Annotated in this window: 13 protein-coding genes; 9 read left to right on the top strand and 4 right to left on the bottom strand. The window is 68.5% G+C overall.

Annotated elements, in window-relative coordinates:
• The first annotated feature begins 27 nt into the window (after positions 1–27).
• From AB0L70_RS13940 to AB0L70_RS13955, 4 genes are all read left to right on the top strand, one after another.
• A complete protein-coding gene (locus AB0L70_RS13940; protein ID WP_363683658.1) occupies positions 28–1,302 on the top strand; it encodes a ThuA domain-containing protein in 1,275 nt (424 codons plus the stop codon).
• Positions 1,303–1,335: 33 nt separating this feature from the next.
• Positions 1,336–2,406 carry an oxidoreductase gene (locus AB0L70_RS13945; protein WP_363683660.1) on the top strand — a complete coding sequence of 357 codons (1,071 nt, stop codon included), beginning with the start codon at positions 1,336–1,338 and terminating at the stop codon, positions 2,404–2,406.
• A 63-nt stretch (positions 2,407–2,469) separates the two neighbouring features.
• Positions 2,470–3,282, top strand: coding sequence for an endonuclease/exonuclease/phosphatase family protein (locus tag AB0L70_RS13950; protein ID WP_363683662.1), 813 nt, complete (start codon positions 2,470–2,472; stop codon positions 3,280–3,282).
• A gap of 253 nt (positions 3,283–3,535) precedes the next feature.
• The gene (locus tag AB0L70_RS13955) at positions 3,536–4,954 is read left to right on the top strand and encodes a C40 family peptidase (RefSeq protein ID WP_363683664.1); all 1,419 of its coding nucleotides are present in this window, start codon (positions 3,536–3,538) and stop codon (positions 4,952–4,954) included.
• Between the two features lie 14 nt (positions 4,955–4,968).
• Here AB0L70_RS13955 and AB0L70_RS13960 read toward each other — a convergent pair whose 3' ends face one another.
• Genes AB0L70_RS13960 through AB0L70_RS13970 form a run of 3 tightly spaced genes read right to left on the bottom strand, consistent with a single transcriptional unit; the run spans position 4,969 to position 7,605 of the window.
• Positions 4,969–5,676 (bottom strand): SDR family oxidoreductase, encoded by a 708-nt coding sequence (locus AB0L70_RS13960; protein ID WP_363683667.1) that lies wholly within the window; start codon positions 5,674–5,676, stop codon positions 4,969–4,971.
• 48 nt (positions 5,677–5,724) lie between these two features.
• Positions 5,725–6,615, bottom strand: coding sequence for a LysR substrate-binding domain-containing protein (locus AB0L70_RS13965; RefSeq protein ID WP_363683669.1), 891 nt, complete (start codon positions 6,613–6,615; stop codon positions 5,725–5,727).
• A 24-nt stretch (positions 6,616–6,639) separates the two neighbouring features.
• Positions 6,640–7,605, bottom strand: coding sequence for an NADP-dependent oxidoreductase (locus AB0L70_RS13970; RefSeq protein WP_363683671.1), 966 nt, complete (start codon positions 7,603–7,605; stop codon positions 6,640–6,642).
• 88 nt (positions 7,606–7,693) lie between these two features.
• Here AB0L70_RS13970 and AB0L70_RS13975 point away from each other — a divergent pair, with 88 nt between their 5' ends.
• On the top strand, positions 7,694–8,125 hold the full coding sequence (locus AB0L70_RS13975) for a MarR family winged helix-turn-helix transcriptional regulator (protein WP_363683673.1): 432 nt from the start codon (positions 7,694–7,696) through the stop codon (positions 8,123–8,125).
• Positions 8,126–8,135: 10 nt separating this feature from the next.
• Here the strand turns inward: AB0L70_RS13975 and AB0L70_RS13980 are convergent, their stop codons facing one another.
• A complete protein-coding gene (locus AB0L70_RS13980) occupies positions 8,136–8,624 on the bottom strand; it encodes an inorganic diphosphatase (protein WP_363683675.1) in 489 nt (162 codons plus the stop codon).
• 50 nt (positions 8,625–8,674) lie between these two features.
• On the opposite strand from AB0L70_RS13980, the gene dacB reads away from it, so the two are divergent.
• Genes dacB through hpt form a run of 4 tightly spaced genes read left to right on the top strand, consistent with a single transcriptional unit; the run spans position 8,675 to position 12,774 of the window.
• A complete protein-coding gene (dacB, locus tag AB0L70_RS13985) occupies positions 8,675–10,036 on the top strand; it encodes a D-alanyl-D-alanine carboxypeptidase/D-alanyl-D-alanine-endopeptidase (RefSeq protein WP_363683677.1) in 1,362 nt (453 codons plus the stop codon).
• A 39-nt stretch (positions 10,037–10,075) separates the two neighbouring features.
• Positions 10,076–11,182, top strand: coding sequence for a zinc-dependent metalloprotease (locus AB0L70_RS13990; RefSeq protein ID WP_363683679.1), 1,107 nt, complete (start codon positions 10,076–10,078; stop codon positions 11,180–11,182).
• Positions 11,154–12,218, top strand: a complete 1,065-nt coding sequence (tilS, locus tag AB0L70_RS13995; protein ID WP_363683681.1) for a tRNA lysidine(34) synthetase TilS — start codon at positions 11,154–11,156, stop codon at positions 12,216–12,218. Before AB0L70_RS13990 ends, tilS begins: the two co-directional genes overlap by 29 nt.
• A gap of 4 nt (positions 12,219–12,222) precedes the next feature.
• A complete protein-coding gene (hpt, locus tag AB0L70_RS14000) occupies positions 12,223–12,774 on the top strand; it encodes a hypoxanthine phosphoribosyltransferase (protein WP_363683683.1) in 552 nt (183 codons plus the stop codon).
• Positions 12,775–12,810: the final 36 nt, after the last annotated feature.

Below are 12,810 nucleotides of genomic sequence, written 5' to 3' on the forward strand. Positions count from 1 at the left end.
GTCACCGCACCGGAAAGGGCCGCCCCCATGCTTTCCGATCGCTTCCGCCTGCCCGCGTTCCTGCTCACGCTGGTGCTGCTGATCAGCAGCCTCGCGATTCCGTCCGCCACCGCTCAAGTGCAAGCGAACTTCAACGTGCTCGCGTTCTACAGCGGCACCTGGGACGCCGCGCACATCGACTTCGAGAAGGAAGCGAACCAGCGCTTCCCGCAGTTCGGCGCGCAGACCGGCTTCAACTACACGGCCACCAACAACTGGGATCAACTCAACAACCTGAGTGCTTCGCAGTACCAGGTGGTGATGTTCCTGGATGATTCGCCGCACACCGACGCGCAGAAGACCGGGTTCCAGCGGTACATGAACAATGGTGGCGCGTTCTTCGGCTTCCATGTGTCGGCGTACAACGATGCGAGCGGTGGCTGGCCCTGGTTCAACAACACGCTCCTCGGGACCGGCCGGTTCCAGTCGAACACCTGGGGACCGAGCGCGGTCACGCTGAAGGCGGAGAACCGTTCGCACCCGGCGCTGGTGAACACGGGCGCGACGTTCCGGTCGTCGGTGAGTGAGTGGTACAGCTGGCAGAACGATCTGCGGAACAACCCCGACATCCAGGTCCTCGCCTCGATCGACCCGTCCAGCTTCCCGGTCGGCAACCAGCAGGGCAACATCTGGACTTCCGGTTACTACCCGATCATCTGGACCAACAAGAACTACAAGATGATCTACGCGAACTTCGGCCACAACGCGATGAACTACGACACCAACACCCGGCTGTCGTCGACGTTCGACAGCCCGGCGCAGAACCAGTTCATGATGGACGCGCTCAAGTGGCTCGGCGGTGCCGGTACGACGCCGCCGGTGGACCAGCCGTCTCCGACCGCCTGGTACACGCTCGCGAACAAGGCCAACGGCAAGTGCGTCGACGCCCGCGCGGCCGGAGTCGCGAACGGCACCGTGATCCAGCAGTACAGCTGCAACTCGTCCCAGGCGCAGCAGTTCCAGTTCCAGGCGACGTCCGGCGGCTTCACCCGGGTGAACAACCGCAACGACGCGACCAAGGTGATCGACGTGACCGGCGTATCGGCCGCTGACAACGCCGGCCTGCAGTTGTGGACGTACAGCAACGGCACCAACCAGCAGTGGCAGGCCGTTTCCGAAGGCAGCGGCTACTTCCACTTCGTCAGCCGCTTCAGCTCCAAGTGCCTGACCGTCCCCGGCGCCTCCACCGCCGACAGCACCCAACTAGTCCAACTCACCTGCAACGGAGGCACAGCCCAGTCCTTCAAGCTGACGACTGCCTGACCAACAGCCTCACCATGGGCTAGGTTCACGCGCATGAGAATCCTGCGTGTGGCCGCTGTGGCGGCAGGAGGTCTGCTGTTGATGTCTCAGCTCGTCCCCGCCCAGGCGAGCGGAACCCCGTCGTACCACTGGAAGGCAACCCCGACCGGGAGTACGTCGCAGTTCCGTGGGCTGGCCGCGGTCAGCAAGGACGTTGCCTGGATCGGAGGGTCCGCAGGTCAGGTGCTGCGGACCCTCGACGGCGGGAAGCACTGGCAGAACGTCAGTCCGCCGGGCGCCGGTGAGCTCGAGTTCCGCGATGTCGAGGCGTTCGACGCGAAGCGTGCGGTGGTGCTGTCGATCGGGAACGGCGAGGACTCGCGCATCTACCGGACGGTGGACGGCGGTAAGTCGTGGACCGAGACGTTCCGGAACACCGACGCCGCGGCGTTCTACGACTGCTTCGCCTTCAACGACAACAGGCACGGGCTGGCGTTGAGTGACCCGGTGGACGGGAAGTTCCGGATCGCGGCGACGTCGGACGGCGGCAAGTCGTGGAAGGTTCAGCCGAGTGCCGGGATGCCGGCCGCGCTGACCGGTGAGTTCGCTTTCGCGGCGAGCGGGACCTGCCTGGTCGCGGGTCCGGGCCGGACGGCCTGGTTCGCATCCGGTGGTGGCGACCGGCCGCGGGTGTTCCGGACCGTCGACGGTGGCCGGCACTGGAAGGTGACCGATTCGCCGATGGCCAGTGGTGCGGCCGCGGGCATCTTCAGCCTCGCCTTCCGCGGTGGCCTGTTCGGGGTGGCGGTCGGCGGTGACTTCGAGAAGCCGACCGAGGCGACCAAGGCGGCCTCGGTCACGTACGACGGCGGTCGCAGCTGGAAGCTGGTCCCGGCGGACAAGGCGCCGAAGGGATATCGCAGCGGATCGCACTTCGTGCCGTGGTCGCTGTCGACCGTCATTGCGGTCGGTCCGTCGGGGAGTGACGTGAGCTTCGACGGCGGTCGCAGCTGGAAGCAGTTCTATGACGGCAGCTTCGACAGCGTGGAATGCGCCGGCCACGGCTCCCAGGCCGGTTGCTGGGCCTCCGGCGCAAAGGGCGCCGTCGCCCGGCTCGTGCACTGACATTCAAACCGGCGACACTCGCTCGTCATGCGAGTGTCGCCGGTTTTCCGGAAGGATGGGGTTATGCGTAAATTGCTAACCGTCTTCGTGGGGTTGATGATGCTGGTGCCGAGCGTTGCCGCGGCCCAGCCCGACGGTGGCCGCCCGCCGCGGCCGCTCACCGTCATGACCTACAACATCCACCACGGCGCCGGCATCGACGGCGTACTCGACCTCGAGCGGATCGCCGTACTGATCGAGAAGTCCGGTGCGGACGTGATCGGGCTGCAGGAGGTCGACCGGCACTGGGACGTCCGGAGCAACTGGGAGGACCAGCCGGCCTGGTTCGCCAAGCGCCTCCACATGCACTACGCGTACGCCGCCAACCTCGACCTCCCGCCGGTGAACCCGGGGGAGCCGCGCCGTCAGTACGGGACCGCGATCCTGTCGAAGTACCCGATCAAGAAGTTCACCAACACCCTGCTGCCGCTCTATCCGACCGGTGAGCAGCGCGGGCTGGCGGTGGCGTCGATCAAGGTGCGCGGTGCCGACCTGCGGTTCGCGAACACCCACCTGACCAGCAACAACAACGCCGAGCGGCTGGAGCAGGCCCAGAAGGTGGTCGAGCTGCTCGGTACGTCGAAGGTGCCGACGCTGCTCGTCGGCGACCTGAACGCGACGCCGGAGGCGCCGGAGATCAAGACGCTGACCGCCGTACTCGACGACACCTGGACCGAGGTCGGTGTCGGACCGGGCTACACGATCGAGGCGGACAACCCGACCAAGCGGATCGACTTCCAGCTCCACAGCGACGGTCTGCGCCCGATCAGGGCCTCGGTCCCGGTCACGCCGGCCTCCGACCATCTCCCGGTGGTGGCATCTTTTAACCTGCGCTGACAGCTAGTTCTGCGCCTGGTTCTGCCCTCATTCAGCGGCGCTCGTCCGGTCTCCGGACGGGCGCCGTTGCATTTGCCGTGAATTACAAGCTTGTAGTTTGTCAAGCCGACACGCAGGTGCAACAAAGTTACTTGTGTGAATAGTGTTCCCAATGGGGCTGTGGGCAACTAGTGTCACGTATGTGGTCCACGAGGACCAAAAGGGCACGAACCCTGGGGAAGGGGTTCGTGACACGGTGGAAGGAACGATTCCGATGCGGACGCCCTCGCGGGACACGTCCGGCAGGCGGATCGGGAGCACTGGGAAGACCGGCAGAGTGCTGCTCTCCGGGGTGCTCGCGATCTGCTTGGCCGGCTCCATGGCGGTACAACCGATCCAGGCCGACGCTGCGAAGCCGAAGCCGCCGGTCATTCCCTCCAAGGCTGCGGTCGAGCGGGCCAAGCAAGCCGCCGCCTCGAAGGCCGGTCAGGTAGCCGTGATCGAGCAGCAGCTGGCTGCGGCGAACACCCGGCTCGAGCAGCTCGGCATCCAGTCCGGCATCGCGGACGAGGCCTACAACGGCGCGCTCTACAAACTGCAGCAGGCCAAGGCCGAGGCCGCCGACGCGGCGGCCCGGGCAGCGAAGGCGCAGCAGACGCTGACCACCCAGCGGCAGCAGATCGGCCGGTACGCGGCGGCGTCGTACCAGGGTGGTGGTGAGCTGGCGCGGGTCGCGCCGCTGCTCACTTCGGACGGTCCGCAGGAGCTGCTCGACTCAGCCGGTACGGCGCACACCGTGTCGACCGCGATGCAGGCGTCGTACCTGCGATTCACGGCGACCCAGGTCGTCACGAACCTGTTCAAGGTCCAGGCCGAGCAGGCCCTGGCCAAGGTGAAGAAGGCGACCGACGAGGCTGCCAAGGCGAAGAAGGCGGCCGAGGACGCCGAGGCGGCACAGGCCGCCGCGGTGACCGCGATGGATGTGCTGCGGACCAAGTCGATCGCGCAGCTCGCCGTACTGCAGAACACGTCGATCAAGGTGGCTGCCCAGCGGCAGCGAGGGCTCGAGGAGCTTGCGCGACAACGAGCCGCCGCACTCGCCGCGAGGAAGGCCGCCGAACTGGCCCGGCGGATCGCCGCCCGCGAGGCCGCCGAGAAGGCCCGGGAGAAGGCCGAGCAGGCCCGGGAGAAGGCCGAGCAGGCGCGCGAGGAGAAGGAAGCCCGCGAGCAGGCGAAGAAGAACCACGGCAAGAAGCCGCCGAAGCACCACAAGCCGGACAAGCCCCGTCGCGACGACGACAACGACAACGGCGGTGGCAGTTCCGGCCGCGGTGCGGGGTCGGCGATCGACTTCGCGCTGTCCCAGCTCGGCGACATGTACCTGTGGGGCGGCACCGGGCCGTCGCGCTGGGACTGCTCGGGGCTGATGATGGGCGCCTGGAAGCGGGCCGGCGTCCAGCTGCCGCACTACAGCGTTGCGCAGTACGAGGCGATCCGGCACATCAACGAGGACGACCTCCGCCCCGGCGACCTGATCTTCTGGGCGGTGAACCCGAACGACCCGGGGACCATCCACCACGTCGCCATGTACCTCGGCAACGGGCGGATGATCCACGCGCCCCGGACCGGCAAGCCGGTGCAGATCGACAGCGTCTACTACTGGGTGCCGCCGAACTTCTTCGGCCGCCCGTAACCCACCTCAGCTACCTAGACCAGCCGGTGTCCGCCGTCGGCATGCAGGACGGTGCCAGTGATGAATCCATTGCGCAGCAGGGCGATGATCGCGTCCGCGATGTCCTGGGTCCGGCCGATCCGGCCGGCCGGGAGACGAGCCGCCATCGCGGCCAAGGTCTCGGCGGTCGCGTCTCCGGCCACGTGCTGCCAGATCGGGGTGTCGACCCAGCCGGGCGACACCACGTTGACCCGGAGCGGCGCCAGCTCGACCGCGAGCGCCGCGGCGAGTGATGCGAGTGCGCCGTTGAGTGCCGCGAGCAACGATGCCCGCGGCCCCGGCCGGTACGCCGCGATGCCCGAAGTGAACACGATCGAGCCATCGGGCTCGAGTACGGACATGCCGTGTTTGGCGAGTAACAGCGGGCCGAAGAGCTTGGAGTCGACCGCGGACCGGGCCGCGTCCACGTCGTACTCCTTGATCGGCTGGTAGGCGCCGCCGACGTCGGCGGCGGTCGTGACGAGATGGTTGATCGTGCCGGTGGTCGCGAAGAGCCGTTCGATGTCGCGTTCGACTCCGATGTCCATGGCAACGGTCCGTACGCCGAGCTCGCGCCGGACGTCGTCGAGTTTGTGCTGCGACCGTCCGGCCACGGTGACCTCGCTGCCTTGGGCAACCAGTTCGGCGGCGAGAGCGCGGCCCATGCCGGAGCTGCCGCCGACGATCACTACATGTTCTTGCACGTGAGACTTCCTTCGGTGGTTGGTGTTTCGAGCCAACCACCGCGTGCGTCAGTCCGCCACGACTTGTTGCCTAATGACCGTTAGGCCGGGGCTAACGGTCATTGCCTGGAGCACTGGGTTGTGCGAGTCGGTTCGCCAGATGGCGGCGTACCGGGCCATCAGCGGTCGGCCCTTCAACGGGCGCCAGACGATGTCGGGGGTGGCGGCGCGACGTGAGCCGAGGCTGATCGCGGACCGGCGTACCAGCAGGGCCGAGTGGACCTGGGAGTGGCTCATGCTGATGTCGCTGACCCGGATCCCGCCACCCAGACGGCTGAGTGAGTCGTCGTAGAACTCGGGGGCGGTGGCGCGGGGGATCCAGATCAGCTCGAGGCCGGTGAGGTCGTCGAGGGTGAGCTCGGTGTTCGCGGCCAGCGGGTGTGTGGCGGTCAGCAGTACGCCGAGCTCTTCGTCGGCCAGGTGCTCCGAGGTCATTGCCGGTGGCAACGTGAGCGGAGTGCGAACCAGGCCGAGGTCGATCTCGCCGGCGGTGAGCATGCGGAGCTGGTCGGTGGTGGTGCCGGCCTCCAGCGTGACGGTGCTGGTCGGGAAGCGTTCGGTGGCGAGTTGTTCGAGGGCGGCGGGCAGCCGGCCGGGGACGCCGTTGAGCAGGCCGAGCCGGAGCACGGGTTCGTCCAGGCCGGCCGCCCGGCGCGTGTCCTTCAGCACCAGGCCGGCCGCCTGGATCGTCTCCCGGGCCCGGGCCAGGAAGACCTGCCCGGCCGGGGTGAGCTCGACCCCGCGGCTGTGCCGGATCAAGAGCGCCGTACCGACCTCACGTTCGAGCTGCTTGATCTGCTGGCTGAGGGTCGGGGTGGAGATGTACAGCCGCTCGGCGGCGCGGCCGAAATGCAGCTCTTCCGCGACGCCGACGAAATACCGCAGCTGCCGGAGCTCCACGGGGTGATTTTATCCGGACGGGCTTCAGGTGGTTGCGATCAGGCGGCCGAGGTTCGTGCGGGCGTCGAGGGTTTCGTGGATGCGGATCACGTCGGTCAAGGGGTGGGTGGAGTCGACGACCGGGTGCAGGTCGCCGGACTGCCAGCGGCGGGTGACCTCGGCGATGTCGGCGCGGGCGCCGTCGGGGCGGACCTGGCGCCAGCCGAGCATCGAGACGCCGGTGACGGACTGGAGCCCGAACAGGCTGTGCGCCGGGATCACCGGCAGCTCGGTGGTGATGGCGCCGTACGTGACCATCGTGCCGAGTGGCTTGACCAGGCCGAGGCCCTGGTCGAAGACGGTGCCGCCGACCGAGTCGAGGACGGCGTCGGCGCCTTCGGGGGCGAGTTCGCGGACCCTGGCCGGCCAGTCCGGGTCGGTCAGGTCGACGGGTTCGGCGCCGAGTTCGCGGATGAAGTCGAGCCGGTGCGGGGAGGACGCCGTACCGATGATCGTCTTCGGGTCGAAGAACCGGGCCAGCTGGACGGCGAGGTGGCCGACGGTGCCGGCGGCGGACTGGATCAGGATCGTGCCGCCGGCCGGGAGGCGGCTCGACTCGAGGAGGCGGAGGGCGAGCGGCGCCGTCATCGACATCATCGTCGCCTCACCCGCGTCGGCGTCGTCGGGGATGGTGGCGAGGAAGTTGGCGTCGGCGGTGGCGAAGTCCGCGAACGCGTCCTCGGTCAGGCCGGCGACTCGTTGGCCGATCGCGACGCCGGGTGGGGTGTCCGGGCCGAGCTTGGTGATCCGGCCGACGACGTCACCGGTGAGGGTGCCGGGAAGCGGGCGGTCCCAGGCGGAGCCGCCGCGGCGGAGGACGGCGTCGATGGCGTTGGCGCCGATCGCCTCGACCTCGATCAGGACCTGGCCGGCGGTGGGTTCGGGTACGTCGACCTCGTCGAGTCGCAGGACCTCGGGGCCGCCGTGCTGGTGGAAGCGCACTGCGCGCATGGGCCTCTCTCCATATCGTGGGAGTCGTAAATAATGGGCGACTCCCACGATAACGCCGGCCGAGGTCGCTGCCAATAGAGTTGATCGGGTGAAGAAGTCGTCGAGACATCGTCTGTCCGACCGGGTGCTGTGGGCGCTCGGCCGGTCGAGCCAGCAGGCGCATCGACTGGTCCGGCAGCACATGACGGAGGCCGGCGTACGGACGCTGCACTACCACGTCCTCGCCAGTCTCGCCGACGACGGAGAGGGCGCACAGGCGACCCTCGCGGACCGGATCGGGCTTGACCGCAGCGATCTGGTCACGCTGCTCGACGAACTGGAGGAGCTCAAGTACGTCGAACGCCGGGTCGACGCCGCCGACCGACGGCGCAAGATCGTCGCGATCACCCCGGTCGGCGAGAAGCAGCTACTCGCGATGGACCAACTGATCGCGGCGGCGGAGACAGAGCTACTGGAGCCCCTCACGCCCGCCGAGCAGGAAACCCTCCTCGGACTGCTCCGCCGCCTCGCTAAGGACTAGGGCGTGTCTCCTAGTGGCCTTCGGTCTTCAGGCGTTGGAAGGAGGCGGTGACCTCGGCCTCGGCGTCGGCGCGGCCGACCCAGCTGGCGCCTTCGACGGACTTGCCCGGCTCGAGGTCCTTGTAGACCTCGAAGAAGTGCTGGATCTCCAGCCGGTCGAACTCCGGCACGTGGTGGATGTCGCGCAGGTGCTCCTGGCGCGGGTCACCGGCGGGGACGCAGAGGACCTTGTCGTCCGGCCCCTTCTCGTCGGTCATCCGGAACATGCCGATCGCCCGGGCCTTGATCAGGCAGCCGGGGAAGGTCGGCTCGCTCAGCAGGACGAGGGCGTCCAGGGGGTCGCCGTCCTGGCCCAGGGTGTCCTCGATGAACCCGTAGTCGGACGGGTACTGAGTGGCCGTGAAGAGGGTCCGGTCCAGCCGGAGCCGACCCGTCTTGTGGTCCAGCTCGTACTTGTTGCGGGTGCCCTTGGGGATCTCGATGAAGACGTCGAACTCCATACGGCAGATACTGTCACGGTTCCGACCGACCGAATGACAGGAGCAGCCCGGTGGCCCGTCCGCCTCGTGCGGTGTTCGTCACCCTGCTCGCCACAGCTCTGACCACGAGCCTGGTGAGCGGTGCACGCGCCGTACCCGGATCAGTACAGACCGCCCAGCAGGCACCCGTGGTGCTGGCACCCGCCACGGCGGAGGGCGTCGCACCGACGGCAGCCGGCGTACAGAAGGCCCTGGCCGCCGTTCTCGCGGACCCGTCGCTCGGCAAACACCGGGGCATCTACGTGTACGACGCCTCCCGGAACAAGCCGGTGTTCTCGGTCGGTGCGTCCTCGACGTACATCCCTGCCTCCACGCTCAAGCTCCTGACCACCGTGTCGGCCCTGGACACACTCGGCCCGGATCACACCTTCGCCACGAGGACTGTGAGTGCGGCCAAGGGCTCACTCATCCTGGTCGGCGGCGGTGACCCCCTACTCGTCGCGAAGCGCCCCACCGACCCGACCGACTTCCCGGCCCGGGCGTCGCTCCAGGACCTGGCAGTGAGTACGGCGAAGGCTCTCAAGGCGCAGGGCGTCAGCAGCATCACCCTCGGGTACGACGCCTCCCTCTTCACCGGACCTGCGATCAACAAGAACTGGGAAGCGAACTACGTCCCCGAGGGCATCGCCGCTCCCACCTCCGCGCTCTGGGTGAACGAAGGTCGCATCACCCCAGGCATGGCGAAGCGAGCAACCTCCCCGCCCCAGGCGGCCGCCACTGCCTTCGCCGCCCAACTGCGGGCCGCCGGCATCACGGTCGCCCCCACCCTGAAGCCGACCGTCGCTCCGGCCACGGCCAAGCCGGTAGCCCAGGTCAAGTCGCCGACAGTCGGCCAGATCGTCGAGTACGTGAACCTGCACAGCGACAACGACGGCGCTGAGGTCCTGCAGCGCCAGGTCGGCCTGGCCACCAAGAACGGTGGCTCCTACGCCGGTGGTGTCGCCGGAGTACGCGCGACTCTCACCAAGCTGGGCCTGGACGTCAGCAAGGCCAAGATCTTCGACGGCAGCGGACTGACCCGGGCCAACCACGTTCCGCTCGACCTGCTCGCCGGTGCGATCCGGGTGGCCGCCTCACCCCAGCACCCGGAGCTGCGTCACCTGCTGACCGGCCTGCCGGTGGCGGGGTTCAGCGGCAGCCTCGAGGACCGCTTCGCCGCGCCTGGCACCAGCACGGGCACCGGACTGGTCCATGCGAAGACCGGGACGCTCACCGGCGTACACAGTCTGGCCGGACTGGCCCGGGACCGGACAGGCACGCTTCTGGTGTTCGCAGTGGCCACGGACAGTGTCGCCGTACCGCAGACGCTCAACGCGCGGGCAGCGCTCGACCGGGCCACCGCGATCCTCGCGAACTGCGGTTGCCAGGCCTGAGGCCAAGCGCAGGTTGGGACATACGACTAGGGTCGGAATATGAGTACGGCGGAAGGCGGGACCGAAGGCAAGGTCGGAGCCGAGATGGTCGACTGGCAGCTGGCGATCGGGGTGGCGCGGAAGTTGCTGCGCCCCGGACCTGCGGTCAGCCGCACGGAGGCGGACCAGGTGGTGGCCGAGCTGCGCCAGTTCGCGGCCGACTCCGAGCATCATGTGCGCGAGTTCACCGGACTGCAGGCGACGTCCGCGACGGCGCCCGTCGTGATCGTGGACCGGCCCGGCTGGGTCCAGGCGAACGCGGACGGCTTCCGGACCGTGCTGCAGCCGCTGGCCGACAAGCTGCGCGAGAAGGCCGAGCGGACCGGCGGACTGTCGTCCGCGGTCGGTTCACGCGTCACTGCGATCGAGGCCGGCGCACTGCTTGCCTTCCTCTCTTCTCGGGTGCTGGGTCAGTTCGACCCGTTCTACCCGGCCGAGCCGGACCCGGACCGTCCTGATCTGACCGGTCGCCTCCTGCTGGTGGCGCCCAACGTGATGCAGGTCGAGACCGAGCTGGGCGTCGTACCGCGGGACTTCAGGTTGTGGGTGTGCCTGCACGAGGAGACGCACCGGGTGCAGTTCACCGCCGTCCCCTGGCTGCGGGACCACCTGCGGTCGGAGATCGCGCTGTTCCTGGACCAGGCCGAGCTGGACGCTTCGGCGTACGCGGCGATGTTCCGGGAGGCCGTGCAGCGGCTGGGACGGTCGGTGCGGGGTGAGGCCGAGCTGAGTCTGGTCGATCTGATGCAGTCCCCGGAGCAGCGGGCCGTGCTGGACCGGCTGACCGCGGTGATGTCACTGCTGGAAGGCCACGCGGACTTCGTCATGGACGGGGTCGGGCCGTCGGTGATTCCGACCGTGGAGCAGATCCGGTCCAAGTTCACGTCGCGCCGGCAGAGTGGCAACCCGGTCGATCAGCTGCTGAAGCGGCTGCTCGGGCTGGACGCCAAGCTGCGGCAGTACAAGGACGGCGCCGCGTTCGTACGCCGAGTCGTCGATCAGGTCGGCATGGACGGGTTCAACCGGGTCTGGACCGGCCCCAACACGCTGCCGACCAAGAACGAGATCGCCAACCCGGATGCCTGGGTCGCCCGGCTCCACGGCTGAGCCGCCGGGCCAGGCGGCCGCCGAGGAGCTCGTGGAGAACCGCAGAGGAAAGCTGCACCCTGCCGTCGCACGGACGCGGGAGGCGGTCCGCAACCTGCTGGGCGAACTGCCGCACGGCACGACGGTCCTGGTCGCCTGCTCGGGGGGCACCGACTCGCTCGCCCTGGCCGCTGCGACCGCCTTCGAGGCACCCAAGCTCAACCTGCGCGCGGGGGCCGTCATCGTCGACCACGGTCTTCAGGCTGACTCCGCCCACGTCGCAGAGACGGCCGCCGGGCAGTGCCGGGCGCTCGGACTCGATCCTGTCGACGTACGCGCCGTAGAGGTCGGCTCCGAGGGCGGTCCGGAGGGCGCTGCGCGCTCGGCCCGGTACGACGCGCTGCGGGACGCGGCCGACGAGTTCGGGGCAGACGTCGTACTGCTGGCTCACACCCGGGATGACCAGGCCGAGACTGTGTTGCTGGGGTTGGCCAGGGGATCGGGTGGCCGGTCGCTGGCCGGTATGGCTCCGGTGGCCGGACTGCTCCGGCGACCGTTTCTCGAGCTGCCCCGCGCGACGACGGCGGCCGCGTGCATCGCGTCGGGGCTCCGGCCCTGGCATGACCCGCACAACGACGACCCGCAGTTCACCCGGGTCAGAGTCCGCCACGAGGTGCTACCGGTCCTGGAAGAGGCCCTCGGGCCTGGCGTCATCGAGGCCCTCGCCCGTACGGCGGGACTCCTCCGCGCCGACGCGGACGCGCTGGACGTACTCGCGGCAGACCTGGCCGAGACGGCGCTGCGGCGGGATGACAAAGAGGTGCACTGTGAGATCGGGGCGCTGGCGGACGAGCCTGCGGCGCTCCGGACCAGAGTGCTCCGGCAGGCCGCGTTGGAGGCAGGCTGCCGCGCCACCGACCTCACCGCCGGCCACATCGCGGCCGTCGACGCGCTGATCACAGACTGGCGCGGCCAACGCTGGATCGACCTACCCCAAGGGATCCGGGCGATCCGCCGGGGCGGATTCATCGTCCTGGCCGAAGGTGTGACAGGCTGACCGTGTGGATGCTTCGGACATCGAGAAGGACTTGACCAAGGTCCATTACACCGAGGATCAGATCCTGGCGAAGCTGCAGGAGCTGGCCGGTCGGATCGAGCAGGACTACGAGGGCAAGGACCTGCTGCTGGTCGGCGTCCTGCGGGGCGCGGTGATGGTGATGGCCGATCTGGCCCGCTCGTTCACCCGGCACGTGGAGATGGACTGGATGGCCATCTCGTCGTACGGCTCGGGGACCAAGTCGTCCGGGGTGGTCCGGATCCAGAAGGACCTGGACACCGACATCACCAACCGGCACGTGCTGATCGTCGAGGACATCATCGACACCGGCCTGACGCTGAGCTGGCTGGTCAGCAACTTGGAGTCACGGAAGCCGGCCTCGCTGGAGCTCTGCACCGCCTTCGTGAAGCCGGGCGCGGCCAAGATGCGGGTCCCGGTCAAGTACGTCGGTCTCGAGCTGCCGGACGAGTTCGTGGTCGGATACGGCCTGGATTACGCGGAGAAGTACCGGAACCTGCGTTGCGTGGCCACGCTGGCGCCGCACGTCTACTCCTGAGCTACTCCTGAACCACCCTTGAGGGCAGACTTGGTG

This window comes from Kribbella sp. NPDC051952, assembly GCF_040680855.1.
Lineage (GTDB): Bacteria > Actinomycetota > Actinomycetes > Propionibacteriales > Kribbellaceae > Kribbella.

Excerpts from the sequence above, each read along its gene's own strand:
- AB0L70_RS13940 (WP_363683658.1), top strand. The coding sequence starts at position 28 with ATGCTTTCCGATCGCTTCCGCCTGCCCGCGTTCCTGCTCACGCTGGTG.
- AB0L70_RS13945 (WP_363683660.1), top strand. The coding sequence starts at position 1,336 with ATGAGAATCCTGCGTGTGGCCGCTGTGGCGGCAGGAGGTCTGCTGTTG.
- AB0L70_RS13950 (WP_363683662.1), top strand. The coding sequence starts at position 2,470 with ATGCGTAAATTGCTAACCGTCTTCGTGGGGTTGATGATGCTGGTGCCG.
- AB0L70_RS13955 (WP_363683664.1), top strand. The coding sequence starts at position 3,536 with ATGCGGACGCCCTCGCGGGACACGTCCGGCAGGCGGATCGGGAGCACT.
- AB0L70_RS13970 (WP_363683671.1), bottom strand. The coding sequence starts at position 7,605 with ATGCGCGCAGTGCGCTTCCACCAGCACGGCGGCCCCGAGGTCCTGCGA.
- AB0L70_RS13980 (WP_363683675.1), bottom strand. The coding sequence starts at position 8,624 with ATGGAGTTCGACGTCTTCATCGAGATCCCCAAGGGCACCCGCAACAAG.
- AB0L70_RS13990 (WP_363683679.1), top strand. The coding sequence starts at position 10,076 with ATGAGTACGGCGGAAGGCGGGACCGAAGGCAAGGTCGGAGCCGAGATG.
- tilS (WP_363683681.1), top strand. The coding sequence starts at position 11,154 with ATGCCTGGGTCGCCCGGCTCCACGGCTGAGCCGCCGGGCCAGGCGGCC.